24 protein-coding genes, 1 pseudogene and 1 riboswitch are annotated in these 26621 nt (G+C 48.2%); of the genes and pseudogenes, 14 read left to right on the top strand and 11 right to left on the bottom strand.

Annotated features, from left to right (window positions below):
* The first annotated feature begins 26 nt into the window (after window positions 1-26).
* The 4 genes from GOU96_RS00650 (at window position 27) to potE (ending at window position 6005) form a co-directional block, all read left to right on the top strand.
* Window positions 27-1469 (top strand): coniferyl aldehyde dehydrogenase, encoded by a 1443-nt coding sequence (locus GOU96_RS00650; RefSeq protein WP_267780931.1) that lies wholly within the window; start codon window positions 27-29, stop codon window positions 1467-1469.
* Between the two features lie 527 nt (window positions 1470-1996).
* Entirely contained in the window at window positions 1997-2113 is a 117-nt protein-coding gene (speFL, locus tag GOU96_RS00645) for a leader peptide SpeFL (protein ID WP_001893294.1), read from the top strand.
* 342 nt (window positions 2114-2455) lie between these two features.
* Window positions 2456-4618, top strand: coding sequence for an ornithine decarboxylase SpeF (gene speF / locus GOU96_RS00640; RefSeq protein WP_258502957.1), 2163 nt, complete (start codon window positions 2456-2458; stop codon window positions 4616-4618).
* Between the two features lie 67 nt (window positions 4619-4685).
* Window positions 4686-6005 carry a putrescine-ornithine antiporter gene (gene potE, locus GOU96_RS00635; RefSeq protein ID WP_267780934.1) on the top strand — a complete coding sequence of 440 codons (1320 nt, stop codon included), beginning with the start codon at window positions 4686-4688 and terminating at the stop codon, window positions 6003-6005.
* Window positions 6006-6026: 21 nt separating this feature from the next.
* Here potE and GOU96_RS00630 read toward each other — a convergent pair.
* Window positions 6027-6159, bottom strand: a pseudogene (locus GOU96_RS00630) (histidine kinase).
* Between the two features lie 53 nt (window positions 6160-6212).
* A riboswitch (FMN riboswitch) is annotated at window positions 6213-6351 on the top strand.
* A gap of 114 nt (window positions 6352-6465) precedes the next feature.
* Between GOU96_RS00630 and ribB the strand changes: the two are divergent.
* Window positions 6466-7122, top strand: a complete 657-nt coding sequence (gene ribB / locus GOU96_RS00625; RefSeq protein ID WP_267780936.1) for a 3,4-dihydroxy-2-butanone-4-phosphate synthase — start codon at window positions 6466-6468, stop codon at window positions 7120-7122.
* 65 nt (window positions 7123-7187) lie between these two features.
* On the opposite strand, the gene trmY is transcribed toward ribB, so the two are convergent.
* Both trmY and GOU96_RS00615 read right to left on the bottom strand, forming a co-directional pair.
* On the bottom strand, window positions 7188-7793 hold the full coding sequence (gene trmY / locus GOU96_RS00620; protein WP_001256106.1) for a tRNA (pseudouridine(54)-N(1))-methyltransferase TrmY: 606 nt from the start codon (window positions 7791-7793) through the stop codon (window positions 7188-7190).
* Between the two features lie 105 nt (window positions 7794-7898).
* Complete coding sequence (locus tag GOU96_RS00615; RefSeq protein WP_267780937.1) at window positions 7899-8804, bottom strand: LysR family transcriptional regulator; 906 nt, start codon at window positions 8802-8804, stop codon at window positions 7899-7901.
* A gap of 147 nt (window positions 8805-8951) precedes the next feature.
* On the opposite strand from GOU96_RS00615, the gene GOU96_RS00610 reads away from it, so the two are divergent.
* Window positions 8952-9671, top strand: a complete 720-nt coding sequence (locus tag GOU96_RS00610) for an SDR family oxidoreductase (RefSeq protein ID WP_267780939.1) — start codon at window positions 8952-8954, stop codon at window positions 9669-9671.
* 390 nt (window positions 9672-10061) lie between these two features.
* Entirely contained in the window at window positions 10062-12374 is a 2313-nt protein-coding gene (locus GOU96_RS00605; protein WP_267780942.1) for a methyl-accepting chemotaxis protein, read from the top strand.
* A 39-nt stretch (window positions 12375-12413) separates the two neighbouring features.
* On the opposite strand, the gene GOU96_RS00600 is transcribed toward GOU96_RS00605, so the two are convergent.
* A complete protein-coding gene (locus GOU96_RS00600) occupies window positions 12414-13304 on the bottom strand; it encodes a LysR family transcriptional regulator (RefSeq protein ID WP_002052210.1) in 891 nt (296 codons plus the stop codon).
* A 132-nt stretch (window positions 13305-13436) separates the two neighbouring features.
* Between GOU96_RS00600 and GOU96_RS00595 the strand changes: the two genes are divergently transcribed.
* Window positions 13437-14075, top strand: coding sequence for an NAD(P)-dependent oxidoreductase (locus tag GOU96_RS00595; RefSeq protein ID WP_267780944.1), 639 nt, complete (start codon window positions 13437-13439; stop codon window positions 14073-14075).
* Between the two features lie 75 nt (window positions 14076-14150).
* Here the strand turns inward: GOU96_RS00595 and GOU96_RS00590 are convergent, their stop codons facing one another.
* On the bottom strand, window positions 14151-15092 hold the full coding sequence (locus GOU96_RS00590) for a GlxA family transcriptional regulator (RefSeq protein WP_267780946.1): 942 nt from the start codon (window positions 15090-15092) through the stop codon (window positions 14151-14153).
* Between the two features lie 101 nt (window positions 15093-15193).
* Here GOU96_RS00590 and GOU96_RS00585 point away from each other — a divergent pair, with 101 nt between their 5' ends.
* Window positions 15194-15730: a cysteine hydrolase family protein gene (locus tag GOU96_RS00585; RefSeq protein ID WP_267780948.1), complete on the top strand. Its 537-nt coding sequence runs from the start codon at window positions 15194-15196 to the stop codon at window positions 15728-15730.
* 47 nt (window positions 15731-15777) lie between these two features.
* Complete coding sequence (locus GOU96_RS00580) at window positions 15778-16173, top strand: rhodanese-like domain-containing protein (protein WP_267780950.1); 396 nt, start codon at window positions 15778-15780, stop codon at window positions 16171-16173.
* A 71-nt stretch (window positions 16174-16244) separates the two neighbouring features.
* On the opposite strand, the gene GOU96_RS00575 is transcribed toward GOU96_RS00580, so the two are convergent.
* Window positions 16245-16724 (bottom strand): MarR family winged helix-turn-helix transcriptional regulator, encoded by a 480-nt coding sequence (locus tag GOU96_RS00575; protein WP_267780966.1) that lies wholly within the window; start codon window positions 16722-16724, stop codon window positions 16245-16247.
* A 148-nt stretch (window positions 16725-16872) separates the two neighbouring features.
* Between GOU96_RS00575 and GOU96_RS00570 the strand changes: the two genes are divergently transcribed.
* The 3 genes from GOU96_RS00570 (at window position 16873) to GOU96_RS00560 (ending at window position 19174) form a co-directional block, all read left to right on the top strand.
* Entirely contained in the window at window positions 16873-17778 is a 906-nt protein-coding gene (locus GOU96_RS00570; RefSeq protein ID WP_267780952.1) for an EamA family transporter, read from the top strand.
* 166 nt (window positions 17779-17944) lie between these two features.
* Window positions 17945-18667: a sulfite exporter TauE/SafE family protein gene (locus tag GOU96_RS00565; protein WP_000456112.1), complete on the top strand. Its 723-nt coding sequence runs from the start codon at window positions 17945-17947 to the stop codon at window positions 18665-18667.
* A 75-nt stretch (window positions 18668-18742) separates the two neighbouring features.
* Window positions 18743-19174: a YccF domain-containing protein gene (locus tag GOU96_RS00560; RefSeq protein WP_000946562.1), complete on the top strand. Its 432-nt coding sequence runs from the start codon at window positions 18743-18745 to the stop codon at window positions 19172-19174.
* On the opposite strand, the gene GOU96_RS00555 is transcribed toward GOU96_RS00560, so the two are convergent.
* Window positions 19171-20037 carry a hypothetical protein gene (locus GOU96_RS00555; protein ID WP_000764037.1) on the bottom strand — a complete coding sequence of 289 codons (867 nt, stop codon included), beginning with the start codon at window positions 20035-20037 and terminating at the stop codon, window positions 19171-19173. The two genes, GOU96_RS00560 and GOU96_RS00555, sit on opposite strands and share 4 nt — an antisense overlap.
* A 214-nt stretch (window positions 20038-20251) precedes the next feature.
* Here GOU96_RS00555 and GOU96_RS00550 point away from each other — a divergent pair, with 214 nt between their 5' ends.
* Complete coding sequence (locus GOU96_RS00550; RefSeq protein ID WP_000779374.1) at window positions 20252-21106, top strand: Vmh family MBL fold metallo-hydrolase; 855 nt, start codon at window positions 20252-20254, stop codon at window positions 21104-21106.
* Window positions 21107-21206: 100 nt separating this feature from the next.
* Here the strand turns inward: GOU96_RS00550 and GOU96_RS00545 are convergent, their stop codons facing one another.
* From GOU96_RS00545 to GOU96_RS00530, 4 genes are all read right to left on the bottom strand, one after another.
* A complete protein-coding gene (locus GOU96_RS00545; protein WP_267780954.1) occupies window positions 21207-22142 on the bottom strand; it encodes a Gfo/Idh/MocA family protein in 936 nt (311 codons plus the stop codon).
* 115 nt (window positions 22143-22257) lie between these two features.
* Window positions 22258-22788, bottom strand: coding sequence for an MltR family transcriptional regulator (locus GOU96_RS00540; protein ID WP_000818298.1), 531 nt, complete (start codon window positions 22786-22788; stop codon window positions 22258-22260).
* Between the two features lie 99 nt (window positions 22789-22887).
* Window positions 22888-24042 carry a mannitol-1-phosphate 5-dehydrogenase gene (locus GOU96_RS00535; RefSeq protein ID WP_258502970.1) on the bottom strand — a complete coding sequence of 385 codons (1155 nt, stop codon included), beginning with the start codon at window positions 24040-24042 and terminating at the stop codon, window positions 22888-22890.
* A 96-nt stretch (window positions 24043-24138) separates the two neighbouring features.
* On the bottom strand, window positions 24139-26088 hold the full coding sequence (locus GOU96_RS00530; protein ID WP_001897551.1) for a PTS mannitol transporter subunit IICBA: 1950 nt from the start codon (window positions 26086-26088) through the stop codon (window positions 24139-24141).
* Window positions 26089-26621: the final 533 nt, after the last annotated feature.

Below are 26621 nucleotides of genomic sequence, written 5' to 3'. Positions count from 1 at the left end.
TATATTTTATTTCTGCGGAGTTTACTATGGTTCAACTCTCTGTGGTGTCTCGTGCTGAGTCACCAGAAATCTCGTCAGCAATCGAAGCTTTGCAGGCTGAATTTACGCGCCTAAAAAGGCAGTATGCCAATACGCCTTATCCGAGTTTGACCCACCGTTTGCAACGTTTAACCCAGCTCAAACAGGCTTTATTGCGTGAAAACGAAGCCCTGATTGCCGCAGTCAATCAAGATTATGGTTTCCGTAGTCGTTTTGATAGCGGTCTGTGCGATTTACTGCCAACGTTAAATCATCTCAATTACACGGCTAAGCAACTGAAAAAGTGGATGAAGCCGCAGCGGCGACATGCAGGATGGATGCTGCTGCCTTCGCGTGTTGAAGTGCAATTTCAGCCCTTGGGTGTGGTGGGGGTAATGGTACCTTGGAATTTTCCTATTTTGCTTAGTATTGCACCACTGATCACCGCTGTTGCTGCGGGGAATCAGGTGATGGTGAAATTGAGCGAGTACACACCTGCCACCAATCAGGTGTTAGCGCGTGTGATTGCCGCGTTAGGCGATATCGCGGTTTGCGTGCAAGGTGATGCGAAGGTTGCTGCGGCTTTTAGTGCCTTGCGATTTGATCATCTGCTGTTTACGGGTTCAACCGCAGTGGGCAAGTTAGTGGCGCAAGTGGCCGCGAAAAATTTAACACCTGTGACGTTAGAGTTGGGGGGCAAATCTCCAGTGATCATCGCTGACGATGCGGATCTCGCGCGCAGCGTGGATAACATCATGCTGGGTAAAACCACCAATGCCGGGCAGATCTGTGTTGCACCAGATTACGTCATGCTGCCGCAAGCGAAAGTCGCGACCTTCGTTGAGCTTTATTTGCAGCGTTTTGCGCGCCGTTTTATCCGTCATGGTCGTATGGATGTGACACAAATCATTAACCAAGCGCAGTTTGACCGATTACAGCACTGTTTGGACGATGCGCAGCAAAAAGGCGCCAAACTTAATACTGTGGTGGGCAAAACAGTAGAACTCGAAGCAAGGCAGATGCTGCCACATCTATTAACCGAAGTCAGTGATGACATGCTGGTGATGCAACAAGAGATCTTTGGCCCGATCCTGCCGGTGATCGGTTATCGCAATATTGAAGAAGCGATTGAGCGAGTCAATCAAGGCCCACGGCCATTGGCGCTGTACGTGATGACCAAAGAGAGCCATCTGGCTAATCATATTTTGCAGCGTACCCACAGTGGTGGTGCGTGTGTGAACGATACCTTAATGCATGTTGCGGCGGATGATGCGCCATTTGGCGGCATTGGTGAATCAGGGCTGGGGCATTACCACGGAATCGAAGGCTTTAAGACTTTTTCGCACAGTAAGACGGTGCTGCGTTCAGCCGCGTGGTTGCCACGTAGTGGTTGGCTGCTGACTTATCGTCAATCGATGTTACGCGTCCTCACTCGATTTTTTGGGCGCTAATCTTTCTGATGTCGCTCACTATATCAAGCCAGCCAGCGTCTGGCTTGATGCGATCCCCTTCCTACTTGAAGCTGCAGCGGTGTTGGCTACGTTCGTTCACCCCAATCACATAGTGTATCTATGCTCATGGGGATGAACTCACTTGCCGCCTACCTGCAACTCCAAGTAGTTTGGGTATAGCAGGATCTCACGTCAAATTGAAAAACAGCAGTGTTATTGAATGTCATTAAATATGTGGCATTTGTTGTTAATGTTGCATTTTATCCGGTTGGATTACGAGTGTTTGATAGTGCGTTGTTCTGTTTATTTTGTTCTCCGCTATATTATTTTCTTATAGTTTTGCTCAATTCCTAGGATATATATGGTAATACCTATTCTTGTTGGTAAATAAATCTAAAATATATATCTATGCGTATTAAGGTGTGATAATGGTCAAATTTTAATTTTTCCGTGGGGTATAGAATGCGCCTGCTTTGTAAGCAAAACGACGTAAACTGGTTTCTTGATTATTTGTAACGGAGTTGTATATGAAAAAGAAATCAAAAATCATGGCACACATTCGCAGGACTCGGCACATCATGATGCCGTCTCACCGTGACTACTTTGACTACTCTTTCTTTACCCAATCGACATCTCATCTGTAACGAGTGCTTTAGGCTGCTTGCCAGCTAAAGATTCGTCCTATACCTGCTTTCCTCATGTTGAGATATTAAGGCATATTCATGGATTTTTCACGCCCTTTGGCGTGATGTGAGATCATGTTGGTTTTGCCTGCTCTTACCGTAACTGAGCGAATTTTTAGGTATGCCCAAGAAAAAATATCATTATTAAGCAAAAGAATATTCACAGGTTCTTAGGCTGAGGCTCTCCATTATTTCTATCTCAGCCTTTGTGACGGCAATATTTATTTTGCTGAGCGATTTCCTGCACGCTAAAAATAATTTGGCTTGGAATTCGTTTAATCAAAAAAATAAGAAAGGCTAAATATGAATTCATTAAAAATTGCTACGAGTTTATCGGTTCGCTCTTGCTTCGTCACTCAACGAGAAGTGGTGGATGTACTGAAAACCGACTTCTGTGACATTGGTGCGGCGGTGGTTTCCGTCGAAGACGTACAAAACGGCATCATAGATAAAATGAATGCGACCGGTTTGAAACTGCCGATCTTTGTTGCTGTGTGCTGCGAAGACCAATTCCCAGATGATTTTTGCGCCGATATCACCGGGGTATTTGAGCTGTGTGATGCCAAAGTCGAGTTCTACGGTAAGCAAGTGGAAACTGCCGTGCGTCGTTATCAAGAAAGTTTGTTGCCACCTTTCTTTGGTACATTGAAAAAATACGTGGACATGGGTAACTCGACCTTTGCTTGCCCTGGTCATCAAGGCGGTCAGTTCTTCCGTAAGCACCCGGTTGGTCGGCAGTTCTTTGATTTCTTTGGTGAAACCTTGTTCCGCTCGGATATGTGTAACGCGGACGTACGTTTGGGTGACTTGCTGATCCATGAAGGCGCCCCACATGATGCGCAGGCTTATGCTGCGAAAGTGTACAACGCGGATAAAACCTACTTCGTACTCAACGGCACATCGGCCTCCAACAAAGTGGTGTGTAACGCGCTGCTGACACCGGGAGATCTGGTGCTGTTTGACCGCAACAACCATAAATCCAACCACCACGGTGCGTTAATTCAAGCGGGGGCTACTCCGGTTTACTTAGAAACGGCGCGTAACCCATTTGGTTTTATCGGCGGGATTGATGCACACTGCTTTAACGAATCTTACCTGCGTGATGCGGTACGTAATGTCGACCCAAGCCGCGCGGAAGCGAAACGCCCATTCCGTCTTGCCATCATTCAGCTCGGTACTTACGACGGCACGATTTACAACGCGCGTCAGGTGGTCAATCGCATCGGTCATCTGTGTGACTACATCCTGTTTGACTCTGCATGGGTGGGCTATGAACAGTTCATTCCCATGATGAAAGACTGCTCGCCACTTCTTCTCGATCTGAAGCCTGAAGATCCGGGCATCATCGTCACTCAGTCTGTACATAAACAGCAGGCAGGTTTCTCGCAAACTTCGCAAATTCACAAGAAAGATCACCACATCAAAGGCCAAGAGCGTTACTGCAACCATAAACGCTTTAACAATGCCTTTATGCTGCACGCTTCAACAAGCCCATTCTACCCGCTGTTTGCGGTGCTCGATGTGAACGCCAAGATGCATGAAGGGGATAGTGGCCGCTACCTATGGCGCGAAGCGGTGAAAACCGGTATCGAAGCCCGTAAGCTGTTGATGAAAAAATGCAAATACATCAAGCCGTTCATTCCACCAATGATCGACGGTAAACCTTGGCAATCTCACCCCACCGAGCAAATTGCCGATGATTTGCGTTTCTTTGAATTTGAACCGGGTCAGAAATGGCATGCGTTTGAAGGTTACGAACATGGTCAGTATTTCGTTGACCCTTGTAAGTTCCTGCTGACAACACCGGGGATTGACCCAGAAACCGGCGAATACGAGCACTTTGGTATTCCGGCCACCATACTGGCCAACTTCCTGCGTGAGAACAACATCATCCCAGAGAAGTGCGATTTGAACTCGATCCTCTTTTTGCTCACCCCAGCCGAAGATATGGCGAAGATGCAGCATTTAGTGGCACAAATTGCTCGTTTTGAACGCTTGATTGAAGAAGATGCACCACTGAGCGAAGTATTGCCGAACGTGTACCGTGCGAATCGCGAACGTTACAAAGGCTACACCATCCGTCAGTTGTGTCAGGAAATGCACGATCTGTATGTCAGCCATGATGTGAAACAGCTGCAAAAAGAGATGTTCCGCGCGCGTTATTTCCCACGTGCGGTAATGAACCCACAAGAAGCGAACTTGGCCTTTGTACGTGGTCAGGTTGAGCTAGTCCCACTGCGTGAAGTGGAAGGCCGTATCGCCGCTGAAGGCGCACTGCCTTACCCTCCGGGTGTGTTGTGTGTGGTTCCGGGAGAAATATGGGGCGGTTCAGTACAGCGTTACTTCCTCGCTCTAGAAGAAGGCATTAACTTGCTGCCGGGTTTTGCGCCTGAATTGCAAGGGGTGTATCTGGAGCCGACAGGCGAGGGACGAGTGCAAGCCATGGGCTATGTACTGAAACGTTAATCGGGGCATCGGGGCAGAGGTTTCTGCCCCGATGACAACACGAAAAGACCCATAGAAGGGGAATATCATGAGTAAATCCAATAACAAAATTGGTGTAGTGCAACTCACCATCCTGACCATCGTTAACATGATGGGGTCGGGCATCATTATGCTGCCGACTCAGCTTGCCCAAGTTGGCACCATTTCTATCTTATCTTGGTTAGTCACTGCCGCAGGTTCAACTGCCTTGGCGTTTGCCTTTGCAAAATGCGGTATGTTCAGTAAAAAATCCGGTGGTATGGGCGGTTACGCCGAATACGCGTTTGGCCGCAGCGGCAACTTTATGGCCAACTATACCTACGCGGTTTCCTTGTTGATTGCCAACGTGGCGATTGCTATTTCCGCTGTCGGTTATGCCGATGTGCTGTTTGATTTTCATCTCACGCCGATTGAAACCTGTATTGCGACTATTTTGGTATTGTGGGTCGCCACCGTGGCCAACTTTGGTGGTGCGCGCATTACTGGCCAAGTCTCCAGTGTTACCGTTTGGGGCATCATCATTCCGGTGATTGGGGTATCCATCATCGGTTGGTACTGGTTTGATTTTGAATTGTATCGCGCGGCATGGAACCCACATGGTTTGCCATTTTTCCAAGCGCTCGGCGGCTCAATTGCAATGACGTTGTGGGCATTCTTGGGTTTGGAATCGGCGTGTGCTAATGCTGATGCAGTGGAAAACCCAGAGAAAAACGTACCGATTGCGGTCATGGGCGGCACCTTGGGTGCTGCGGTGATTTACATCATCTCAACCAACGTGATTGCTGGGATTGTGCCAAACGCGGATCTGGCTAACTCGAACGCACCCTTTGGTCTGGCTTTCGCGCAGATGTTCAACCCAACCATGGGCGCGATTGTCATGGCGTGTGCGATTGTGTCTTGTACCGGTTCACTGCTTGGCTGGCAATTTACCATTGCGCAAGTGTTTAAAGCCTCGGCCGATGAAGGTTTCTTCCCTAAATTGTTCTCTAAAGTGACCAAAGCCGATGCCCCTGTACTAGGTATGCTGACCATCGTCTCGATTCAAACTGTGTTGAGTTTGATGACCATCAGTCCCTCACTCAATAAGCAGTTTGAGGCGTTAGTGAATTTGGCGGTTGTGACCAACATCATTCCGTACATCCTCTCTATGGCTGCGCTGGGTGTGATGCAAAAGCAGCTCAATGTACCGGTGAGTCAAGCGAAAGTCGCCAACGTAATGGCCTTTATTGGTGCCATGTACAGCTTCTACGCGCTGTACAGTTCCGGTGAAACCGCGGTCATGCTCGGCTCGATTGCCACCTTCTTCGGTTGGGTGCTGTACGGTGCGATCTCTCGCTCACAGCAAAATACCCCATTGAAACACGCCTGATCGGGTTTAAAGCTTAAGCTATCAGGTCAACAGCGCAGCGAGTCTGCGCTGTTTTTCTATCCGCGCGGTTTTCTCTCTGATGCTTCTGTTTCATCGACTTTTCTTGCTCAAAAACGGTGATATTCAAAACAAGTTTGTCCGTAACGCTTTTCACCGCTCGTTGAACTGACTACACTAGGCGGCGTTTCAGAATCGTCTGAAACACAACAATATTCTCAGGGCGGGGCGAAATTCCCCACCGGTGGTATGCCGCAAGGCGAGCCCACGAGCGCTCGATTCGTCGAGGTCAGCAGATCTGGTGAGAAGCCAGAGCCGACGGTTACAGTCCGGATGAGAGAGAATGACAAACACACTGAATCTCAAGGTGCGGCGTTGCTACATCTTTCGGTTTTCAGTGCTTTTCGTTTTGGATTTTGATCCCTCATAAGCCCTGATTCTGGTCATTTTTTGGAGTATTACCATGAATCAGTCCTCATTACTTGCCGAATTCGGCGACCCCATTACTCGTGTAGAAAACGCACTGCAAGCCTTACGTGAAGGGCGTGGTGTGCTGCTGCTCGATGATGAAGATCGCGAAAACGAAGGCGATATTATCTACGCAGTAGAATCTCTTACTACGGCGCAAATGGCGCTCATGATCCGTGAATGCAGCGGCATTGTCTGTTTGTGCCTAACGGAAACACAAGCCGATCGCTTAGCCCTGCCGCCTATGGTGGTCAACAACAACAGTGCGAACCAAACGGCGTTTACGGTATCGATTGAAGCCAAACATGGCGTAACCACGGGGGTTTCGGCGCAAGATCGCGTCACCACCATCAAAACCGCCGCCAACCCACAAGCAAAGCCAGAAGATTTGGCGCGTCCCGGCCATGTATTCCCACTACGTGCTCGTGCGGGTGGGGTATTGGCGCGTCGTGGTCATACCGAAGGTACGGTTGATTTGATGCAGATGGCAGGCTTACAGCCATCCGGTGTATTGTGTGAACTGACCAACCCAGATGGCAGCATGGCAAAAACGCCAGAAATCATCGCGTTTGGCAAACTGCACAATATGCCCGTATTGACCATTGAAGATATGGTGCAATACCGCATTCAGTTTGATCTGAAACTGGCTTAAGCGAAGAAAAAACAGCCCTGACGAACAGATTCATCAGGGCTGTTAATGATTGATGAAGGTTGGAATTACCACCCTGCTTCTTGGTGATCAATCTCGTTATGGATGAGGGTGACACACTGTGAAGCAAACAGCATTTTGGGGCCAAGGCTGATTTTTTCTACCCCAAGACGCTTCATCGAGTTTCCACTCTTTTTCGGCATTGGGATGTGATCGGTCAGAATAAAACACGGGTTCGGGCCAATCTTAATATCACGAATGGAATCGCCTTTTTTATCCATCATGTACAGCGAATGATGCTCCGCCAGCTCACCGAGTAGCGCTTCAAAGCTGATGGTGCGCACGGTTAAACCCGGCTGAACCACACGCGTTTGTTCTTTGCCCATGCCAACTGAGGCATCCAGCGCTTTCACCAATAGAGCAATCAACGCCGCTTCATGGAATCCGCCCACATCACTGATTTCATTCGCTTCGACGGTGATGGTGCGTGAATAATCGCGCGTGCTTTCCAATACCAGATGAATCACCACATCTTCACGATGTGACTGCGCGGTAAACAGGCTGTTCATCATGCAGTGCGCCAAAATTTCGGTATGGCATTTACCACCAATTTCGTCCAGTAGGCGTTGGCTATCGGTCGGTGCGGAGCGAGCTCGAAGGATAAAACTGCGCATGGTATTTCTCATTCGTTGTCATTCAAAGTGCGGTATTGTCGCTAAGCGCGCCGAACTTGACCAGTCTTTTATGCTGCCGTATTGCGAGAGTCATGACTCGCCGATTTATTCGATGACACTCTGCTCAAAATAACGCTTACTGAACTCAATAAACCGCTTTAAGCGTACTGGTTGATATTTGTCTTTATGGTAGATGAGGGAAAATTCAACGCTCGGGATATGCCAATCCTGAAACACTTCGACCAACTCGCCGCGAGCGATCTCTTGGTTGCAGTAGAAAGTGGGTACGCGAATGATGCCGTTATGCGCCAATGCCGCTCGAACTAACACTCGGCCGTTTTTACACTGTAAATCTCCATCGACTGGCACATCGAGAGTTTGCTTCGTCTCTTTGTGTTGGTAGCTCCAACGTTTTACCGAACCGGTTAAGCAGCGATGATCGGCGAGTTGCTTGGGATGTTGAGGTTGACCACACAGGGTAAAGTACGTGGGGCTTGCGAGTGTGCTCATACGGATTTCGGTGAGTTTACGCGCTACGAAGCTGGCATCTTCTAATTTTCCCATCCGAAATGCCACGTCAAAGCCTTCTTCAATCAAATCAACGCGATGACTACTGAAATCAAGGTGAATACGCACATCGGGGTTTTCCTGCATAAAAGCACTGCAAATGTCGGCAATTAACTCTTCCCCAATATGCCCGCCCACACTGTTGATGCGTAGCTCCCCGCGCGCTTCTTGCACATCATCTACAGCGGCTAACACGGCTTGTTCAATACTGCTCAAGGCTTGTTCACATTGACGATAGAAGAGTTCCCCAGCATCCGTGAGCGAAAGGCTGCGTGTGGTACGGATGACAAGAGTGACGCCCATGCTGTTTTCCAACTGGCTCAGCTGGCGGGAAACATGTGAGCGAGAAACCTCCAGCTCTTCCGCGGCTTTAGTGAAATTGCCGAGTTTGGCAATCAGTACAAAGGCGCGAATGTCGGCCAGATTGAGTTGGTTAAGTTGCATTGAGAGTCTCTTTTATTTGTCATCATTCGGCAACAGTTTGTGAACCTGTCGACTATATATCAACAATCTGCTTTCGCCTAGACTGCACGCATTGCAACGTACTCCTGTGTTCAGGAGACTTTTTTTAAGAATCAATAAGGTAATCCCATGAAATCATTAGTCGTTATTACAGGTGCAAGTTCTGGTATTGGTGAAGCTATCGCACGCCGTTTCAGTGAAGTGGGTCATCCACTGCTGTTGGTGGCACGCCGTGTGGAGCGTTTAGAAGCACTGAACCTGCCCAATACACTGTGTGAAAAAGTGGATGTGACAGAGGCGGCGACCTTAGTGGCTGCGATTGCGAAAGCCGAAGCGCTGTATGGCCCTGCGGATCTGCTGGTGAACAATGCCGGTGTCATGCTGCTTGGGCAGATTGATACTCAAGAAGCGAATGAATGGAAGCGCATGTTTGATGTGAATGTGCTAGGCCTGCTCAATGGTATGCACGCCGTGTTGGCCGATATGAAAGATCGCAACCACGGTACGATCGTGAACATCAGTTCTATTGCGGGTAAGAAAACTTTCCCGAATCATGCTGCTTACTGTGGAACTAAGTTTGCGGTACATGCGATTTCTGAAAACGTGCGTGAGGAAGTGGCCGCCAGCAATGTGCGCGTGACCACGATTGCTCCGGGAGCGGTAGAAACGGAACTGCTTTCACACACCACATCAAGCGAAATTAAAGAGGGCTACGATGCTTGGAAAGTGGATATGGGCGGTGTGTTGGCTGCGGATGATATGGCGCGTGCGGTGCTGTTTGCTTATCAGCAGCCACAAAGCGTGTGCATTCGTGAGATTGCGTTGGCACCGACCAAACAACAGCCCTAGTTAATCAAAAAAGTGCGATTAAGCCCCTATACCCAAACTACTTGGCGTTGCAGGTAGGCGGCAAATGAGTAATCCCCATGAGCATAGATAGATTATGTGAATGGGGGGGGCGAATGTTGCTAGCACCGCTGCAGCTTCAAGTAGGAAGGGTATATTTGAACAACATAATTGAGCGACCTGAAAGGGTCGCTTTTTTTGAACTATAATCAACTCGTTGACTATGGGTTGGCCGGATAACGACAATTTCTGCGGTATTTTTTGGTAGATGGAATAGGGGATGACTATGCTTGCAATGAGTCTTTATTCCTATAACAAAGAAGTTTTGGTTTTATGACGTATCGTTGGCGACTCTTTACCTCTATATCTGACTGAGTCTCTCAGGGGAAAAGCATGAAAATTGCCAACAAAATCGTATTGTCTATGACATTGCTGTCCATTTTTTCGGTCGTGATTGCAGGAGTGTGGGTGGGTTGGAGCGCCGCCACTCTGTCTAAACAAGCGATCTATGAACGAGCCTCGAACCAACTCCTTTCGGTTCGTGAAACCAAAAAAAGTGAGATTGAACGCTATTTAACACGAGTAGCGGGGCAACTTGTGACCTTAGCCAATATGGTCTCCACTGTGGAGGCAATGGAAGGCTTGACTCAAGCCTACCAAGCTTACCCCGTTGAACAGGTGCCAGCTTCTTCGCTCAGTGCCCTAAAAGACTATTACACCACTCAATTTGGTCAGAATTATCAGAAGTTAAACGACGGCCAAGATGCGAACCCGTTAGCGCGTTTGAATCTGTTATCCAGATCCGCGGCAGCGTTACAAGCCCGTTATATTGCCAGCAACCCTAACCCGCTTGGCGCTAAGCATGAGTGGGAGAGTGATTCGCTAGGTAACGCCTATGATGCTTTGCATCAGAAGTACCATCCTGGGATTAAGCAGTATCTAGAGCAGTTCGGTTTATATGATGTGTTTATGGTCGATAATGACGGTCATGTGGTGTACACCGTATTCAAAGAGCTTGATTTTGCGACCAATTTACTGAGCGGTCCATACAAAGAGAGCGGACTAGCAAGGGCTTATGTGCAAGCCAAGACCTTAGCCAATAATCAGTATTATCTTGACGATTTTGCACCTTACTATCCCTCTTATGAGGCGGCGGCTTCATTTATTTCGACCCCTATCTTTAACGGTAGCACTCGAGTTGGAGTACTGATCTTTCAAATGCCAGTGGATGAAATTAATAGCATTATGACGTTCGATTCCCGTTGGAAAGAAAACGGGCTTGGGAATACAGGCCAGAGCTATTTAGTGGGCAGTGATCACCTGATGCGTAGTCAGCCCCGTTTACTGTTGGAAGATGCTTCTGCCTTCATCGGGACATTGAATTCATTAACGGGTGATCGAGCGGCAATCAATCAGATCCGCAGTAAACAATCCGCGATTGGTTTGCTTAAGGTCAGTTCGCAAGCCGTGGATAAGGCTTTGAGAGGCGAGAGTGGATTAACGATGGAGAGTACGCATGCCAGTGTGCAGTTACTATCAGCATACACGCCGCTTGATGCATTAGGGTTACGCTGGGCGTTAGTCACTGAAATGCAGGCCGATGAAGCCTTAGCCGATATTGCGAAGCTTTCCGACGAACTGATTATGAAAGTGCTGATCGCCATCGTGATCGGCGCAGTCATTGCGACACTTGCGGCATGGATGGTGGGGAATGGAATTTCTAAACCGATTCGTGATTCGATAAGCCAAATTCAACGGATGAGTCGAGATAATGATTTAACGGTGCGGTTATCTGAGCAAGGCAGTGATGAGATCCGACAGTTGGCGCAAGCGCTTAACCGTATGCTGAGCCATCTGCAAGATACGATTTGTCAGTTCGCTCATACGACTGACAAACTCAACTCTCACACTCAAACCATTACACATAATATGACTGGAACGCGTAATTCGGTATCTGAGCAGCATCAGCGTACGGATTCGGTGGTAACGGCGGTAAATGAAATGAGCGCTTCGATTACCGAAGTGTCTGAATTTGCACAGCGAGCAGCCACTTTTGTGCAGGAAGCCAATCAAAAGGGCCACGGCGGTGTCTCGGTGGGCAATGAGCTTGCGCGCGATATGACATCAATAAACCAACAAATGGCCTCGGCCGTTGAAGCGATTGCACGGTTAAATCATGAAAGCCAATCTATCGCCTCGGTACTCGATGTGATCCAAGCCATTGCCGAGCAGACCAACTTGCTGGCGTTAAATGCCGCCATTGAGGCCGCTCGCGCTGGAGAACAAGGGCGAGGCTTTGCGGTGGTCGCGGATGAGGTGCGTAATCTTGCCGCAAAAACGCAAACTTCGACTGAAGAGATCCGAACCAAAATTGATCGCTTACAAAAAGAAACTCAGTCTGTCGTCAGCTGTATCGAAGAGGCGAATAATACGGTGGTTCGCGGTGTGGCTACCTGTCATAGCAATACCGATATGCTCAAACAGATTGTCGATATGCTCAATGAATTAAACGAGATGAATATCCAAATCGCGACTGCAACTGAGCAACAGCGTGGTGTTACTGAAGAAATTAACGCCAATATCACCTCAATTTCGGATGTTTCTGCGTCTGTGACGGTGCAAGTCGGCGAAGTGAACGCCATCGTGAATGAGTTATCCGACGAAGCGATGGAATTGAGCAAGCGAATGGGACAGTTCCGCTATTAATGCTTAGAAAGCATCCCCGATCGAATCGGGGATTGGCTTTTATGGCCAGAGCAAATCTTCTTGCCAACGCTCGGCGAGAAAATCAATAAACTGTCTGACCAAAGGTGTCTGATAACTGCGCGACAGATACACCGCCCAGATTGAACTGCTTGGCAGATAATAGTCCGGCAGTAACGCCTGCAGTTGTCCAGCTTGCAACAGCGGATTGGCCAAATCACAGGGGAGACGAATGATCCCTTTATGATTTAATGCGGCGCGGCATAAGGTGCCCATATCATTGGCGCGAATATTACCATTGACCAAAACGCTAAACTGCTCGTTATTTTTTACGAAATCCCATTTATTGCCACTGATATGCACTAAGCAGTTATGGTGTGTCAGATCTTGTGGTAATTCGATAGGCGCATGTTGTGCCAGATATTCCTGAGTGGCACACACCACCATGCCGACTTCAAGCAAGCGGCGCGCAATCAAATTTTCATCGGGCTGCTGCGTAAAGCGCAGCGCGATATCGACACGTTCATCGACCAATTGTGAAAAACGATCGGAGGCAAGCACATCAAAATGAACTTGTGGATGCAGGTCGGTAAAGGCCTGTACCGCATCCAGCAGCATGTTTTGCGTGAGACCTATCGGTGCAGAAATTCGAATGCTGCCGCGTAATGCTCCTGATTGCTCCAGTGCGCGCATTTCCAGCTCCATGGTCTGATGGAGAATTTGCTCACAGCGTTGTAGTGCTTCCTCACCCGCTGCGGTGAGGCTGACTCGGCGTGTCGTGCGATGCAGCAAGCGCTGCTTAAGCCAATCCTCAATCTCTTGAACATGGCGCGATACCTGTAAGCGGCTGAGGTTTAGGTTATCTGCCGCTTGGGTAAAACTGGCGGTATTGGCGACTTCAATAAAGCTGCGCATGGCAGTTAGGCGATCCATAAGTGCTCTCATTTGCAAACTAACTAGATACAATGTACATCATTTTTGCGCATTTATCGCTCGCGATGCGACAAACTATACTTATCCTCGTTGAACACACTCATCTAAATAGATTCAAGAGGAAGGTAAAAAATGAAAGTAGCAATTCTAGGTGCATCTGGTTGGATTGGTAGCCATTTAGCGGCTGAAGCGAAAATGCGCGGACATGAAGTGGTTGCTGTCGTTCGTGACCCAGTCAAAGTCACCCTCAAAGGGGTAGCGGTACAGCAACTGGATATCCTAAACCCAGAGAGCTCACTCAAATCTGTGCTAGAAGGCGTGGATGCTGTGATTGCCTCTATCGGCGGCCGTGCCGCAGGCAACCATGAAATGGTCGCGAAAACCGCGCAGCGTCTACTCAATGAGCTGCCACAAGCTGGCGTTGCTCGTTTGTTATGGGTTGGTGGTGCGGGTTCTCTGGAAGTGGCGCCGGGCGTGAAATTAGTCACCGTTCCGGGTTTCCCAGAAGAGTACAAAGGTGAAGCTCTAGCACAAGGTGAAGCGTTGGAAGTTTTCCGCGCAAGCAACAGCGATGTGAACTGGACTTTCGTAAGCCCAGCGGCCGAAATTTTCCCAGGCGACAAACAAGGCCAATACCGTGTGGGCGGCGATCAACTGCTGACCGACAGCGAAGGCAACAGCCGCATTTCGGTGGCAGATTATGCTGTCGCGCTGATTGATGAGCTTGAATACGCTGAGCATCCTCGCCAACGTATTGGTGTCGCGTACTAATCCACACAAGCGGTTTAATCATTAGATAACTCAGGAAGGTGCGCGGCATCTTTCTGAGTTTTGCTATTTCGGCGTTTACATTTGAGAGGGCGAAGTAAAACGCCGTCGGAACTCACTTGGGGTTAACCCCATGATTTTAGAAAACGTTTTTCGACAAGCTCCCGCATCGTCATAACCGACTTGGTGAGCAATCCATTCAAAAGAGTGGGTGGAGGATTCCAACCAATCACACACTTTTTGGATGCGTAAACGCTGCAAATACTGGATCGGATTGTAGCCTACGGCTTTTATAAACCGTCGCTGTAAAGTGCGTGGTGTGACATGAGCTTGTGCGGCTAACTCACTGATGCTGTGTGATTGGTGATAGTGATCATGCAACCAATGTTGAAGTTGGAGAACCACATCATCACCGTGCAGCATACCCGGTGAAAATTGCTGGTAATAACGTTGCTCACGAGCTCCGGTATCAATCACCAAAAGCTTACCTACCTGACGCATGATGGCAGGAGAGGTAAATTGTGCGACTAACTCCAGACCCAAATCCATCCAAGACATCATGCCACCTGCGGTAATGATATCGCCTTGGTTAATCAGAATTTCGTCACTCTTTAACGTTACGTCTGGGAAACGTTGTGAAAAAATTTGTGCCAATCCCCAATGCGTGGTCACACTTTTTTGGCGCAGTAATCCTGCAGTAGCCAGTAGAAAAACCCCTGCACATGCCGCACTAAGCAGGGCTCCTTTTTGATGTTGCCAAGTCAGCCAATCAAGCAAATTTTCCGAGAATGCTATGCTTTCAATCTGCTCACGGCTTGGCGGTAAAACGATGGCGGCATAAGACTGCTCAAGCAAAGCAGAGTGAGCATTTGGCCACTCCACAATCTGGCTTTCAAACTGAAATGTTTGATTAAGCTCTTGGCTGGCGCGGTTCGCCATCCAGAACATTTCATCCAAGCCATGAACCGCGGAGAGTAAACAACCCGGATAAGCCACAATAGCGATTGATATAGAGGTCATCGATGATTTGTCGTTTTTGAACCGTAAAGTGTCATTTTAGACTCTGCAGCGTAAGAAGAAAAACCGAGAAAATACGTCATAGATTCACTAAGGAGAACACTATGAACTCATCTGCACTGATTATCATCGATATTCAAAATGACTATTTCCCCAACGGCTTGTACCCACAATGGCAAGCGGAGCAAGTGCTCGATAACACTTTACAAGCGGTCGATATCGCGCAACGCCATCAAATGCCGATTATTCTTGTGCAGCATATTGCTGATCCAAAGCTAGGTAGTGCGCCATTTTTTAATGCTAATACCGAGGGTGCAGAGTTACATCCTAAATTAGTTGAAGCCGTTCCAGAAGGGATTGTGGTGGTCAAGGCACACGCTGATAGCTTTCTAAATACCGATTTAGCCGAGTATCTGCAGCGCTTTGGCGTGCGCCAACTCTATTTGTGTGGAATGATGACCCAAAACTGTATCACCCACACAGCTCTCTCTCCACAAGCCGCGCCATATCAAATTCGTGTGCTCCCACAAGCCTGCAGCTCAGTAGATGCGATGGTGCATGGTATTGCTTTGCACGCCTTATCCGATCGTGTCGCTATGCTGAATCTTGATGATTTTGCAACTGAAGTGGCGGTACGTTAACCGCTGTGGCACACTGCATGCTCATTAAACCGACAAGGAGAAGTCGAATGTCTAGTGCCGTATCTCGCGTGCCCGCAGCGTCCAGTGCCGATGCTCTGGCGCATTTTGAAGCGTTGTCGCAGTTTGAAACCGATTGTTGGGACGTGCACCACGCGATCACCAATGAAAGACAAGATTTTGTGTTACTCGATGTTCGCGGTGAAGCCCTGTATGCCGAAGGACATGTGCCATGCGCCATCAGCTTGCCGCACTCACGCTTGAACGAAAAAACCTTAGCCGATTACCCTATGGACACACTGTTTGTGGTCTATTGCGCGGGGCCTCACTGTAATGGCACTGAAAAAGCGGCGATTCGCTTAGCCAAATTAGGTCGCCCAGTGAAGAAAATGATTGGGGGTGTGACCGGTTGGTTGGACGAAGGTTTTACGTTGGTCACTGAGTAGCTTGCTTCGCCCCCCAACATTTGGATGCCATTAAGATAAGCGGTCGCCTTTGCAAGCGACCGCTTGTGTTTTTATTCTGCCAGCAAAATTTTTTTCAAAAGCTGCCCCAGTTGTTTTCTTTCTTGCTCAGTAAGCACACCCAGCATGCCATCCACATTAGCAACATGAGCATTCAGGGCTTGATCGACTAACTCTATTCCTTGTTCTGTTAAGGTGACTTTACAGCTTCGTCTGTCTTGTTCACTCGCGACGCGTTGTACCAAACCTCGTTGCACCAGTTGTTCAACTCGGGTGCTGATTGCGCCGGAAGAAAGCATCAAGGTTTGGTATAGCTCGGTTGGGGTGATCTCTCGGTCATTACGGCGGATAGTCGCTAAAATATCAAATTCAATGCAGCTTAATCCAAACCCATCAAACACTAGATCTAACTTGGTTTTCCAGATCCCATTTGTTTGGCGTAATCGACCCACGACCCCCATCGATGAGCAATCCAGATCCGGCCTGACACTGCGCCATTGCGCAAGAATGGCATCCACTTTGTCATTTGACATAGTGTTTTCTGATGACATGATATCGCTCCCCTAAAATATCTTTTCAAAAAGATACTTGATCGAAAACCATTCCTCCATTATTTTCTAAAAAGTATCTTTTTCAAGAGATACTTTTATCGAAGAAAAATTCCACTATATAGGGTAAATAATGAATACAACGTCAGGAATCAAAACGATACTGCTTACTGCCATCGCCCCTATCGTATGGGGCAGTACTTATATCGTAACTACCGAAGTTCTACCTCCACACTCACCACTCATGGCTTCTTTAGTACGAGCTTTACCAGCAGGAATATTGTTAGTCCTATTTGCTCGGACCTTACCAACCGGAAATTGGTGGTGGCGTTTGCCGGTATTGGGCTTTTTTAATATTGGTTTCTTCTTTTACTGTTTATTTTTTGCCGCCACTGAATTACCGGGAGGGATGGCAGCATTGGTGATGTCATTCCAACCTATGTTGGTGATGACAATGAGCTGGTTTTTACTGAGCACACGCATTACGCCTTTGCAGTGGATCGCAGGGGGCATTGGAGTCATTGGGATTGGACTACTGGTGCTTAACCAAACCGCAGCCTTGAGCATACAAGGTCTATTGATCGCCTGTTTAGGAACACTCAGTATGGCCTCTGGGGTCGTTCTGACCAAAAAATGGGGACGCCCTCAAGAGATGTCTACACTCGGTTTTACTGGCTGGCAATTATTGTTTGGTGGGATGCTCTTGCTGCCCATCACGCTGTGGATTGAAGGCATTCCTGAGCAAATTACCCCACTTAACTACCTTGGTTACGGATATCTGAGTGTGGTGGGCGCTATGCTCGCTTACTTTCTCTGGTTCCGTGGTATTGAGCAATTGCCAACGGTCACGGTGTCCTTTCTTGGCTTTTTAAGCAGTGTTTCGGCTTGCTTACTGGGTTATGTGATTCTTGATCAAGCGCTAACTTGGGGGCAGCTTTTAGGCGCGAGCGTAATTTTTCTCTCGATCGTGTTGGCTATTCCTCGTTCCTCCTCAGCCACTTATTCAACAACACCTTCTTTCAGTTTAAAAAGGAATTGATATGAAACTTACTCTCGTCTCTGGCAGCCAAAGAGCGCATTCATAAAGCTTGGGGCGCGCCAGTGCACCGTAGCAGGGTCAATTCTGGCGAAGCGTTTCTATTGCGAAATATTGCTGAACTGATACCGTCAGTGTCATTCGATACATCGCAGTACAAGGGAGCGAAATGGAATATTTAGGCGCGAGTGCGTGGATTGCCATGCTATTGGTTTTCATGGGTTCCTTTGTGCAGACCGCGATCGGCTTTGGGCTCGCGGTCGTTGCATCGCCGCTGCTGTTTCTTATTTCGCCGGACTATGTGCCATCACCGATCTGCTTAGTCGCGCTGTTTATTTCGGTGCTCAATGCGATGAAACATCGCGAGAGTATTTCGATTGGCGGCTTAAAAATGGCCTTAATTGGGCGCATTCCGGGATCGATTGTGGGTGGTTTGCTGCTGATGTGGATTTCCACGCAGGCGCTGGCGCTGTGGCTTGGCTTGTTGGTGCTGTTTGCGGTGGCAGTAAGTTTGCTGCCACTGCGCATTGAGCCGAACCCAACTCGGATGGGCATCGCGGGCTTTTTCTCCGGCGTATTTGGTACCAGCAGTGGCATCGGTGGTCCTCCAATGGCGCTCCTGCTTCAGCATCAAGAAGCTAATCAATTGCGCGGTAATTTGTCTGCCTTCTTCGTGTTTAGCTCGATCATCTCTTTGATGGTGCAGTGGCCGACGGGTTTTTTAACGTGGCACCATGTGCTACTGACTGTGCCGCTGATCCCCGCCGCATGGCTGGGCTATGTGTTAGCCCGTAAAACCACTCACTCATTGCCAAAAGAAAAAATTCGCTTTGCGGCGCTGGCGCTCTGTTTGGTGAGTGGTGCGACTGCGGTATGGCATGGATTTTTCTGATCATTCATTTTCTGTTCATGGTCGCCGCATTAGCGTTAGGCGCATGAAACACCGTCAACAACGAGAGGTAAGGTAATGTTAAGAACACTAGGCAACATTATTTGGTTTTTATGTGGCGGTATAGTGATGGGATTGGCTTGGTGGCTAGTTGGGGTACTGGCGTTTATTAGCATCATTGGCATTCCGTGGGGACGCGCTTGTTTTGTGATCGGCAATTTCTCATTTTGGCCTTTTGGTTATGAAGCGATTTCCCGTGATGAATTAACTGACCAAACCGACATTGGTACCAGCGGTTTTGGCGTTTTGGGCAATATCATTTGGTTTATTTTGGCCGGTTTTTGGTTGGCGGTGGGGCATATTTTGTCTGCGGTGGCCTGTTTTATCACCATCATCGGCATTCCGTTTGCCCTGCAGCATTTAAAGCTGGCGGTGATTTCATTGGCGCCGATTGGTAAAACTGTGGTGCCAATTGAAGAGGCCGCGCGTGCGCGTTATCGCACTCGTTAATACGCTTTAATGCCGAACTCACGCAATTTTGCGGGCAAAATGTCATCCAGTTGCGTGATCTCATGAGATTGGATCTCAATCAGTGCTAACCCGTGTGCTTGATAAAGTGCGCGGGTTTTTTGTTGTTCACTCGGGGCAATGTCACCTTCATCTGTTCCCCAAAATTGCAAATAGACCTTGCCGCTTGGCAGATAAAAATCACTGGTCACTTCCTCTTCAATCGGTAGTGGGCGCTGATAAGCGTGTACCACGCCAGCCAGATACAGCCAGTTATCAATCAGCAATTCACCTGTTGAACGCACATAGTGCCCATCCAAAGTGCGGTGTTTGGCAGCAAACTTCTGGCGAAAGCTGGAATAAGATTTATCTGTCGCGTGAGATTGTGCTTCTTGGCCGAGAAATTCCACTACAGATTGGCGTAAGTGGCGGTTACGCAGGATGGCTTCATGCCAGACCACAAATCCATTACCTGAGCTTTTTTCTTCACGCTGCTGCGCTCCGGCACGTAGGCCGCTCTCGGTGGCGTGCCACCCCGACTCGCTGCGCGCTATCCATCCTAATTCGCTGAATAACTGATTCATTTTCTTCGGGTTTAATTTGAAGTATTCCCCGACTTGCGTAGCGGTGAGTGTTTGGCCTGAAGTGGCGTGCAAGTCGATCAGCAAATTCTCAGGCCAGACAATAAAACGCCCATACTTAGGGTGCTGGGCATATTCTCCCCCAAATTTGGTACCGAGATCGGTCAATATCCACTGCTCATCATGGCGATGGATGTAACCGGCGGTTTTCAAATCCTGAAATAGCTGTTTGGCATCTTGCTGGCGCTTTTTTGCCAAGGCGGAGGTGGAAAGTTTGTCGGCCATACTGAAATTCCTCTGTGTCTGCGCTCCATTCAAACATAAGACGAGGAAGGGGCTCAATGTCAGTCAGCAAGAACGACCAAGAACTGTGAGGCTTTAGGCAATCCTGCGCAATTAGTTAACTGATTTGAATCAGTGATGTTCTTGTTTCGATCTATTTGTTCAGCTTAAAGCACAATAAACTGTAGCTCTATTGATGCACCACGGAGACCCCAGCATGAAACTTACTCGTACCCTTTTGACTTCAGCCCTGCTATTACCCGCGTTTTCAAGCTTAGCGGCTTTAGAGCTGCAAACGTATAACCCAGGTGAACATGGCATTTTCCCCGTCAGCTCAACCCTCATCAGTGACGAGAAACAAGCCATTCTCGTTGATGCTCAATTTGGCGTGAATGATGGTGCTAAGCTGGTCGACATGATCAAGCAATCAGGCAAAGAACTCACCGCTATTTACATCAGCGCGGGCGATCCGGATTACTATTTTGGCCTACAACCTCTGGTGGAAGCCTTTCCAAACGTTCCGGTTCTAGCCAGTGAAAGTGTGGTCAAACACATTGAAGCGACTAAAGACGCCAAAATCGAGTATTGGGGACCCATCCTCGCTGAAAATGCGCCGCAAAAAGTGATTGTACCTAAAGTCGATAATCGTACTGAGTTTGTGCTCAATGGCGGCAAAATTGAGATCAAACAGCTCAATCATCCGCAAGCCTATCTGTGGTTGCCTGCAGAGAAAACGATTTTGGGTGGTGTCGCAGTAATGAGTGATATGCATGTTTGGACTGCGGATAGCCAAACCAAGCAAGCACGTATGGAATGGGTAGAAACCTTAGATCGTATGCTCGAACTCAAACCCAAACAGGTGATCCCTGGTCATTATGGCCATGAAATCCCACAAGGTACGCAAGCCATCTCTTTCACGAAAGAGTATTTGGTGAAATTTGAACAAGCTTTGGATAGCTCGACGCACTCTTCACAAGTGATTGAGAAAATGCGTGCGCAGTATCCGGTCTTACCGGATGACGGTAGCTTACAGCTTAGCGCTGAAGTGAACATGGGCGAAAAAAGCTGGTAAGTCCCCCGTGCTCTCGACATCACAAGCATACTGACGAATGACAAAGCCCCCACCGTAGCGCTTCTCTCTATGGTGGGGGCAACGTTGGTGGGGACAACGTTTAGCCCTTGGTTACCTGCTGAGTGATCTGCTGGCAAATCGCTTCAGCCAGTTGGTGACTGGCTAAGTTACGTTCAATGATATGAGTGGGTAGTTTGCCTGCTGCTGCAACTTGCAACCAATCTTGCACCATAGCGTCAAAGCCTTTACTGGCGAGCATTGGTGTCCAATCTTTTAAGGCCACTCGACTTTCTTGGTTATCTCGCCACATTTTGCCTTGGGTAAAGGAATCAAACTGATAAGCCACATTGTCATAGCTCGCGGTCACCTGTTCAGTGGTGATGCCAAACTGACGGTTCATCGAAGCGTGCAATAAGGTATTGCCTGTTTGCCATTGAACATCAAGGCGGGCGAGGAGTCCTTCACTCATGTGATAGGTGAGATGGAGGTCATCTAAATTGCACTGACGCGAAAGGTTGACGCTATCTAGAGGATGAATGAAATCATCGAACACAAAGGTGCGAATATCGCCGGGTAGTGCGTGGCGATGTTTTTCCCAACGCAGTGAACGCAGCGCCCCACACTCTTGTTGAGCCAGCTCGGGCAGATGTTGGTTGTAGAGCGGAATATGATGGCGGTTAAACCCAACATAAAGTGGTTGACGATGTTTTTCCGCTAACTCATACAAGTCTTCACACTCTTGTGCGCTCGCGGCTAATGGTTTATCGACAAAGGTTGGGATCCCTAGATGCAGAAAAAACGCCGCAAGTGTGCTGTGTACATCGGTCGCCGCATGGATCATCACTGCATCCACACCATACTGCAACACATCACGGTAGTCGGTGCACGTCGCGCTGACTCGGTAACGCGTCGCTAGAGTCCCCAATACTTTCGGATTTCGGGTGCAGAGCACCAATTCAATATCTGGCCATTGAGCCAATACGGGAAGATAAGCTTTCTGGGCAATATCTCCCAGACCAATCATGGCGATTTTCATGCTTCACTCGTCTGTCATCAGAAATGAGTCTCAGGCTAACACGATACACAGACAAGATGAAAAATGGATGCGGGAGTTGAGCGGAGATCACGCGAAATCGGCGTGCACCTAAACGTTAAAACGGGCTGTCTTTATTGAGTGCATTACATATTTGAATGATGGCCAGAGAGAGACCAGATTTGATCACTTGTTGTTGGCGTTGCAATTGCAGGTGGTAAAAGCTGAGGTCAATATCGTCGTCTGGCTCCACGACGTTTAAATGCAACATGCCCATTTTTTTGACCAGATTGAGTGCTTTGATTGGCGCGAGAATTTGCGGGTCGGTGAATTGGTACTCGGTGGCATCATGATTGAGCTGATTACGCAGTTTGATCAGGTGTTCAATATCGTGGAAAACCTCATCTGGGATGACGCCCAAACCAAACAAAAGTTTTAGGCGAACCGTTAGGTCACCTAGCGGCCCTGTATCGTGCAAGAGTGGTTCAACTACGGATTTCACCGCGAAATTGTCTTTACGGAAAATACGTTGCATCAGTGCATCAATGGCTTCGGTTAGCACATCAACCGTTGTAATGAAGAATCCTCGTACCGTGTGGGTCTGATTCAAGCGCTCCAGAATGTCGGATTCGTTAATTTTTTCTGCCATAAACTGATCTGTTGTTGGGTTGAGTCGAGAGCGAGTGACAGCTCTCGACATTTTAAGACTACCGATAACCGCATTTTTTCAAACGGTTATCCTGATACTTCAATCCATCTGTTGGTAGAGAGCTTCAATTTGTTGTGCTTCCACACTCCCGGCGGCTAACCCGGTATAGCGGGCAAGTGTAGAGCGAACACCTTCTTTTTCAATACTTTGTTGTAATTCGACGGCTTGGGGATCACTGCTATTGCGATATTTCAGCGCTGCGGCAATCCCTTTCAATAACATGCCGTTTGGTAAGCCGTACTCAATTGTACCGAGTAAAGGTTTGATTAATCTATCATTTGCGCTAAGTTTTCTCAGCGGCTGACGACCAACGCGATCCACTTCATCCACCAGATAAGGATTGGCAAAACGGGTCAGGATTTTCTCGATGTAGGCGCTGTGCAGGGCGCGATCAAAACCATAGCGGCGGATCAGCACTTCGCCGCTCTCTTGCATCGCTTGTTTCACCTGTGCATGAATGCTCGGATCTTCAATCGCTTCACGGATGGTGCGGTGACCTTTTAAACAACCCAAGTAAGCGGTAATACAGTGACCTGTGTTGAGGGTAAACAGTTTGCGCTCGACAAACGCCATCAGGTTATCGGTTTTCTCCATTCCCTCAATCTGTGGGATCTCGCCTTTAAACTGCTGCTCATCCACAATCCATTCGCTAAAGCTTTCTACGGTCACTTCCAACGGATCGTCGTTAGCTGCTTGCAACGGTGGCACAATGCGATCGACCGCAGAATCCACAAAGCCCACTAAAGCATCGGCTTGTTGTTGCTCCTCGGTAGTGAGGAATTGATACACCTGCTGCTTAAGGTGAGTCGTACCGCGCACCATATTCTCACAGGCGATGATGTTGAGTGGTTGCGTATTACCTGCGGCAAAGCGAGCGCTCAAACCCTTGGCGATAGTTTTGGCAATGATATCCAGCACTGTTGGCCCAACCGCCGTAGTGACTAAATCGGTTTTGATAATCCGCTCGATCAAGGCTTCACTAGCACTGTTGACGGCGGTGACGTGGCTAACGGTTTCCATTTTGCATTCGCTACCGACCACTTTGACTTTGTATTCTTGTTGATGGCTCAGTTGATCCACAAGGGGTTCGTTGACATCGGCGAAGGTGACGGCAATGTCCGCATCCGCCAGAAGTTTGCCAATAAAGCCACGGCCAATGTTGCCAGCACCAAAATGAACTGCATTCTTTTTCATCTTTACCTCAATGTTGAATGTTTCTCTCACCGCCTGAGGTGAGGTCAGCCACATAGGGGGCGTTGCTGACCTCGTTTTGCCTCAGGAGCAAAAAGGTTATGCCGCTTGGCTGGTGGCCAAAATGCTCAATACATCACTCACATCCTTGGTGGAGGTGAGTTTATCGATAGCATTTGGGTCATCGAGGGCATTGGTAATGGTGGTAATGACTTGAATATGTTCATCATTCTTGGCAGCGATACCAATCACGAGTTTGGCGACATCGCCGCTGTCTTCACTAAAAGCGACGCCTTGTGGGTATTGGCAAATCACAATGCCGGTTTTAATCACGCGATCTTTGGCATCCACAGTACCGTGCGGTACGGCAATGGACTCACCAAGGTAGGTTGAAACCAGCTTTTCACGCTCGAACATGGCATCGACGTACTCTGGGTGGACGTAACCCAGTTCAACTAGTTTGTTACCCGCGAAGCGAATCGCCTCTTCTTTATTTTTAGCGTTAAGGCCAAGGTGAATGTTCTCTTTTTGCAGTTGGAATACGCTTGGCTGCTGTACTTCATAGCGGTCATCGTTAGCGGCCAAAATCGAAGCTTTGATCAGCTGACTATCGTTGGCCGCTTGGCGCTTTGCGGCCAGAAGTTGAGTCACTAACTGGTTGTACAACGCGCTATCTAGGAAATTATTGAGTGAAATATGCTCGGCATTCGGCGCGTGTTGACGTGCACGGTCCGTCAAATCTTGGTGGGTGATCACCATATCCACATGAGCAGGGAGTGAGTTGATGGCCATATTCGTTACCGTAACGGGCAAACCGACTTCCTGAATTTTTTTACGTAGCATGCTGGCACCCATGGCACTAGAGCCCATACCCGCATCACAAGCGACAATAATGCTTTGTACATTCGCCATGTCGATTTTTTTGCTTTGGGTCGCCGTCGGTGCCGCTTGACCTTTTGAGCCCGCTTTCATCTCTTGCATTTTCGAGGTGGCTTTCACCAACGCGTCTTTATCGCCATCTTGCTCGGTTGAAGTTTGTGCTTTCATCAGTAGGGCTGCGACGGTAAAAGAAACCGCTGCCGCTGCAAAGATGGAACACACTACACCTAAGATTGAGCCCTTATTGGTCATCAGCAGTACCGCGAAAATAGAGCCCGGAGATGCTGGAGATACCAGACCTGCATTAAATACGGTGAGCGTAAACACACCGGTCATACCACCCGCAATCGCCGCCAAAATCAGGCGTGGATTCATCAGGATGTAAGGGAAATAGATTTCGTGGATACCACCAAAGAAGTGGATGATGGTCGCGCCGCCCGCGGTTTGGCGAGCTGTCCCCTTACCAAACACCATGTACGCCAGCAAAATACCAAGGCCAGGACCTGGGTTAGCTTCAATTAAGAAGAAAATAGATTGACCCGTTTCACTGGCTTGCTGAATGCCCAGCGGTGAGAAAATACCGTGGTTAATCGCGTTGTTGAGGAACAAAATTTTGGCTGGCTCAACAAAAATGGACGTCAGAGGGAGTAGGTGAGCGGTCACGAGGAAGTTAACTCCAGCCGCTAATGCGCCTGACAGCACTTTCACAAATGGGCCAATCAGGAAGAAGGCGATAATGGCACACAGCATACCGATAATGCCGGCAGAAAAATTGTTGACCAACATTTCAAAGCCACTGCGCACTTTACCATCGATTTTTTTATCGAACGCTTTAATTGCCCAGCCACCCATAGGACCGACGATCATCGCGCCCATGAACATGGGAATGTCGGTACCGACAATCACGCCCATGGTGGTAATTGCACCCACTACCGCACCGCGCTCGCCACCTGCCAGTTTACCGCCGGTATAACCGATCAACAGTGGCAATAAGTAGGTAATCATAGGCCCAACCAAAGAGGCTAACGTCTCATTGGGTACCCAGCCTGTTGGAATAAAAAGCGCAGTAATAAAGCCCCACGCAATAAAAGCGCCGATATTCGGCATAACCATGTTTGATAAGAAACGGCCAAAATTTTGTATCTTGACCTTGGCGTCTGATGATATCATCGCGTCCCCCGTTGGATGTTCCGTTTGAATTTAATCGTAGTAACGGTTCGGCAAAAACCGTTGATTGCTTAGTACACAATCACTCTACCACACAAATTTCGAATGGAATCACCAACGGGTTTTTTGTGATCTTTGTAGCTAAAATGTTAGTTATATTCCAAATTTTTAGTGATCACTTTCAAATTTTCGTTATGTAAATTTAATACAAATTCCGCTTATTTATTTTGTCAATTGATTTTTAATGCTCAATATCTCAATTTTGTTATTTTAAATAAAAATAAAATAGCGACATTGTTTACAATTGTGAGTTGCCAATAGACGGAAAATAAGTCCGATGGTGATTCTTGTCACATTTGATGCCTATTCTTTGCGTGCTCATCCTATACCTTATTTTAATTATTATTCGTTTTGTAATTTAGCTACGAAATATACCCTTTAACTTTTAGCCTTGCAGCGTTAAACCGCTAGGTAATAGCACTGCGTTGTTGTCAAAAAGGAGAGGTTTTGGCCTCTCCTTCGCATTATGGATTATC

Origin of the sequence: Vibrio sp. R-1 (genome assembly GCF_035615595.1) — a bacterium.
GTDB lineage: Bacteria > Pseudomonadota > Gammaproteobacteria > Enterobacterales > Vibrionaceae > Vibrio > Vibrio cholerae.
This window is presented reverse-complemented; position numbering and strand designations above follow the sequence as displayed.

What these genes read in the sequence shown, in the direction of transcription:
- GOU96_RS00595 (WP_267780944.1), top strand. Translation starts at nt 13,437, where the DNA reads ATGAAAGTAGCAATTCTAGGTGCATCTGGTTGGATTGGTAGCCATTTA.
- GOU96_RS00545 (WP_267780954.1), bottom strand. Translation starts at nt 22,142, where the DNA reads ATGAAAATCGCCATGATTGGTCTGGGAGATATTGCCCAGAAAGCTTAT.
- GOU96_RS00575 (WP_267780966.1), bottom strand. Translation starts at nt 16,724, where the DNA reads ATGTCAAATGACAAAGTGGATGCCATTCTTGCGCAATGGCGCAGTGTC.
- GOU96_RS00535 (WP_258502970.1), bottom strand. Translation starts at nt 24,042, where the DNA reads ATGAAAAAGAATGCAGTTCATTTTGGTGCTGGCAACATTGGCCGTGGC.
- trmY (WP_001256106.1), bottom strand. Translation starts at nt 7,793, where the DNA reads ATGCGCAGTTTTATCCTTCGAGCTCGCTCCGCACCGACCGATAGCCAA.
- speF (WP_258502957.1), top strand. Translation starts at nt 2,456, where the DNA reads ATGAATTCATTAAAAATTGCTACGAGTTTATCGGTTCGCTCTTGCTTC.
- GOU96_RS00560 (WP_000946562.1), top strand. Translation starts at nt 18,743, where the DNA reads ATGTTAAGAACACTAGGCAACATTATTTGGTTTTTATGTGGCGGTATA.
- GOU96_RS00650 (WP_267780931.1), top strand. Translation starts at nt 27, where the DNA reads ATGGTTCAACTCTCTGTGGTGTCTCGTGCTGAGTCACCAGAAATCTCG.
- GOU96_RS00605 (WP_267780942.1), top strand. Translation starts at nt 10,062, where the DNA reads ATGAAAATTGCCAACAAAATCGTATTGTCTATGACATTGCTGTCCATT.
- speFL (WP_001893294.1), top strand. Translation starts at nt 1,997, where the DNA reads ATGAAAAAGAAATCAAAAATCATGGCACACATTCGCAGGACTCGGCAC.
- GOU96_RS00540 (WP_000818298.1), bottom strand. Translation starts at nt 22,788, where the DNA reads ATGGCAGAAAAAATTAACGAATCCGACATTCTGGAGCGCTTGAATCAG.
- GOU96_RS00600 (WP_002052210.1), bottom strand. Translation starts at nt 13,304, where the DNA reads ATGGATCGCCTAACTGCCATGCGCAGCTTTATTGAAGTCGCCAATACC.
- GOU96_RS00610 (WP_267780939.1), top strand. Translation starts at nt 8,952, where the DNA reads ATGAAATCATTAGTCGTTATTACAGGTGCAAGTTCTGGTATTGGTGAA.
- GOU96_RS00580 (WP_267780950.1), top strand. Translation starts at nt 15,778, where the DNA reads ATGTCTAGTGCCGTATCTCGCGTGCCCGCAGCGTCCAGTGCCGATGCT.
- GOU96_RS00570 (WP_267780952.1), top strand. Translation starts at nt 16,873, where the DNA reads ATGAATACAACGTCAGGAATCAAAACGATACTGCTTACTGCCATCGCC.
- GOU96_RS00590 (WP_267780946.1), bottom strand. Translation starts at nt 15,092, where the DNA reads ATGACCTCTATATCAATCGCTATTGTGGCTTATCCGGGTTGTTTACTC.
- GOU96_RS00565 (WP_000456112.1), top strand. Translation starts at nt 17,945, where the DNA reads ATGGAATATTTAGGCGCGAGTGCGTGGATTGCCATGCTATTGGTTTTC.
- GOU96_RS00585 (WP_267780948.1), top strand. Translation starts at nt 15,194, where the DNA reads ATGAACTCATCTGCACTGATTATCATCGATATTCAAAATGACTATTTC.
- GOU96_RS00615 (WP_267780937.1), bottom strand. Translation starts at nt 8,804, where the DNA reads ATGCAACTTAACCAACTCAATCTGGCCGACATTCGCGCCTTTGTACTG.
- ribB (WP_267780936.1), top strand. Translation starts at nt 6,466, where the DNA reads ATGAATCAGTCCTCATTACTTGCCGAATTCGGCGACCCCATTACTCGT.
- GOU96_RS00555 (WP_000764037.1), bottom strand. Translation starts at nt 20,037, where the DNA reads ATGGCCGACAAACTTTCCACCTCCGCCTTGGCAAAAAAGCGCCAGCAA.
- GOU96_RS00550 (WP_000779374.1), top strand. Translation starts at nt 20,252, where the DNA reads ATGAAACTTACTCGTACCCTTTTGACTTCAGCCCTGCTATTACCCGCG.
- potE (WP_267780934.1), top strand. Translation starts at nt 4,686, where the DNA reads ATGAGTAAATCCAATAACAAAATTGGTGTAGTGCAACTCACCATCCTG.
- GOU96_RS00530 (WP_001897551.1), bottom strand. Translation starts at nt 26,088, where the DNA reads ATGATATCATCAGACGCCAAGGTCAAGATACAAAATTTTGGCCGTTTC.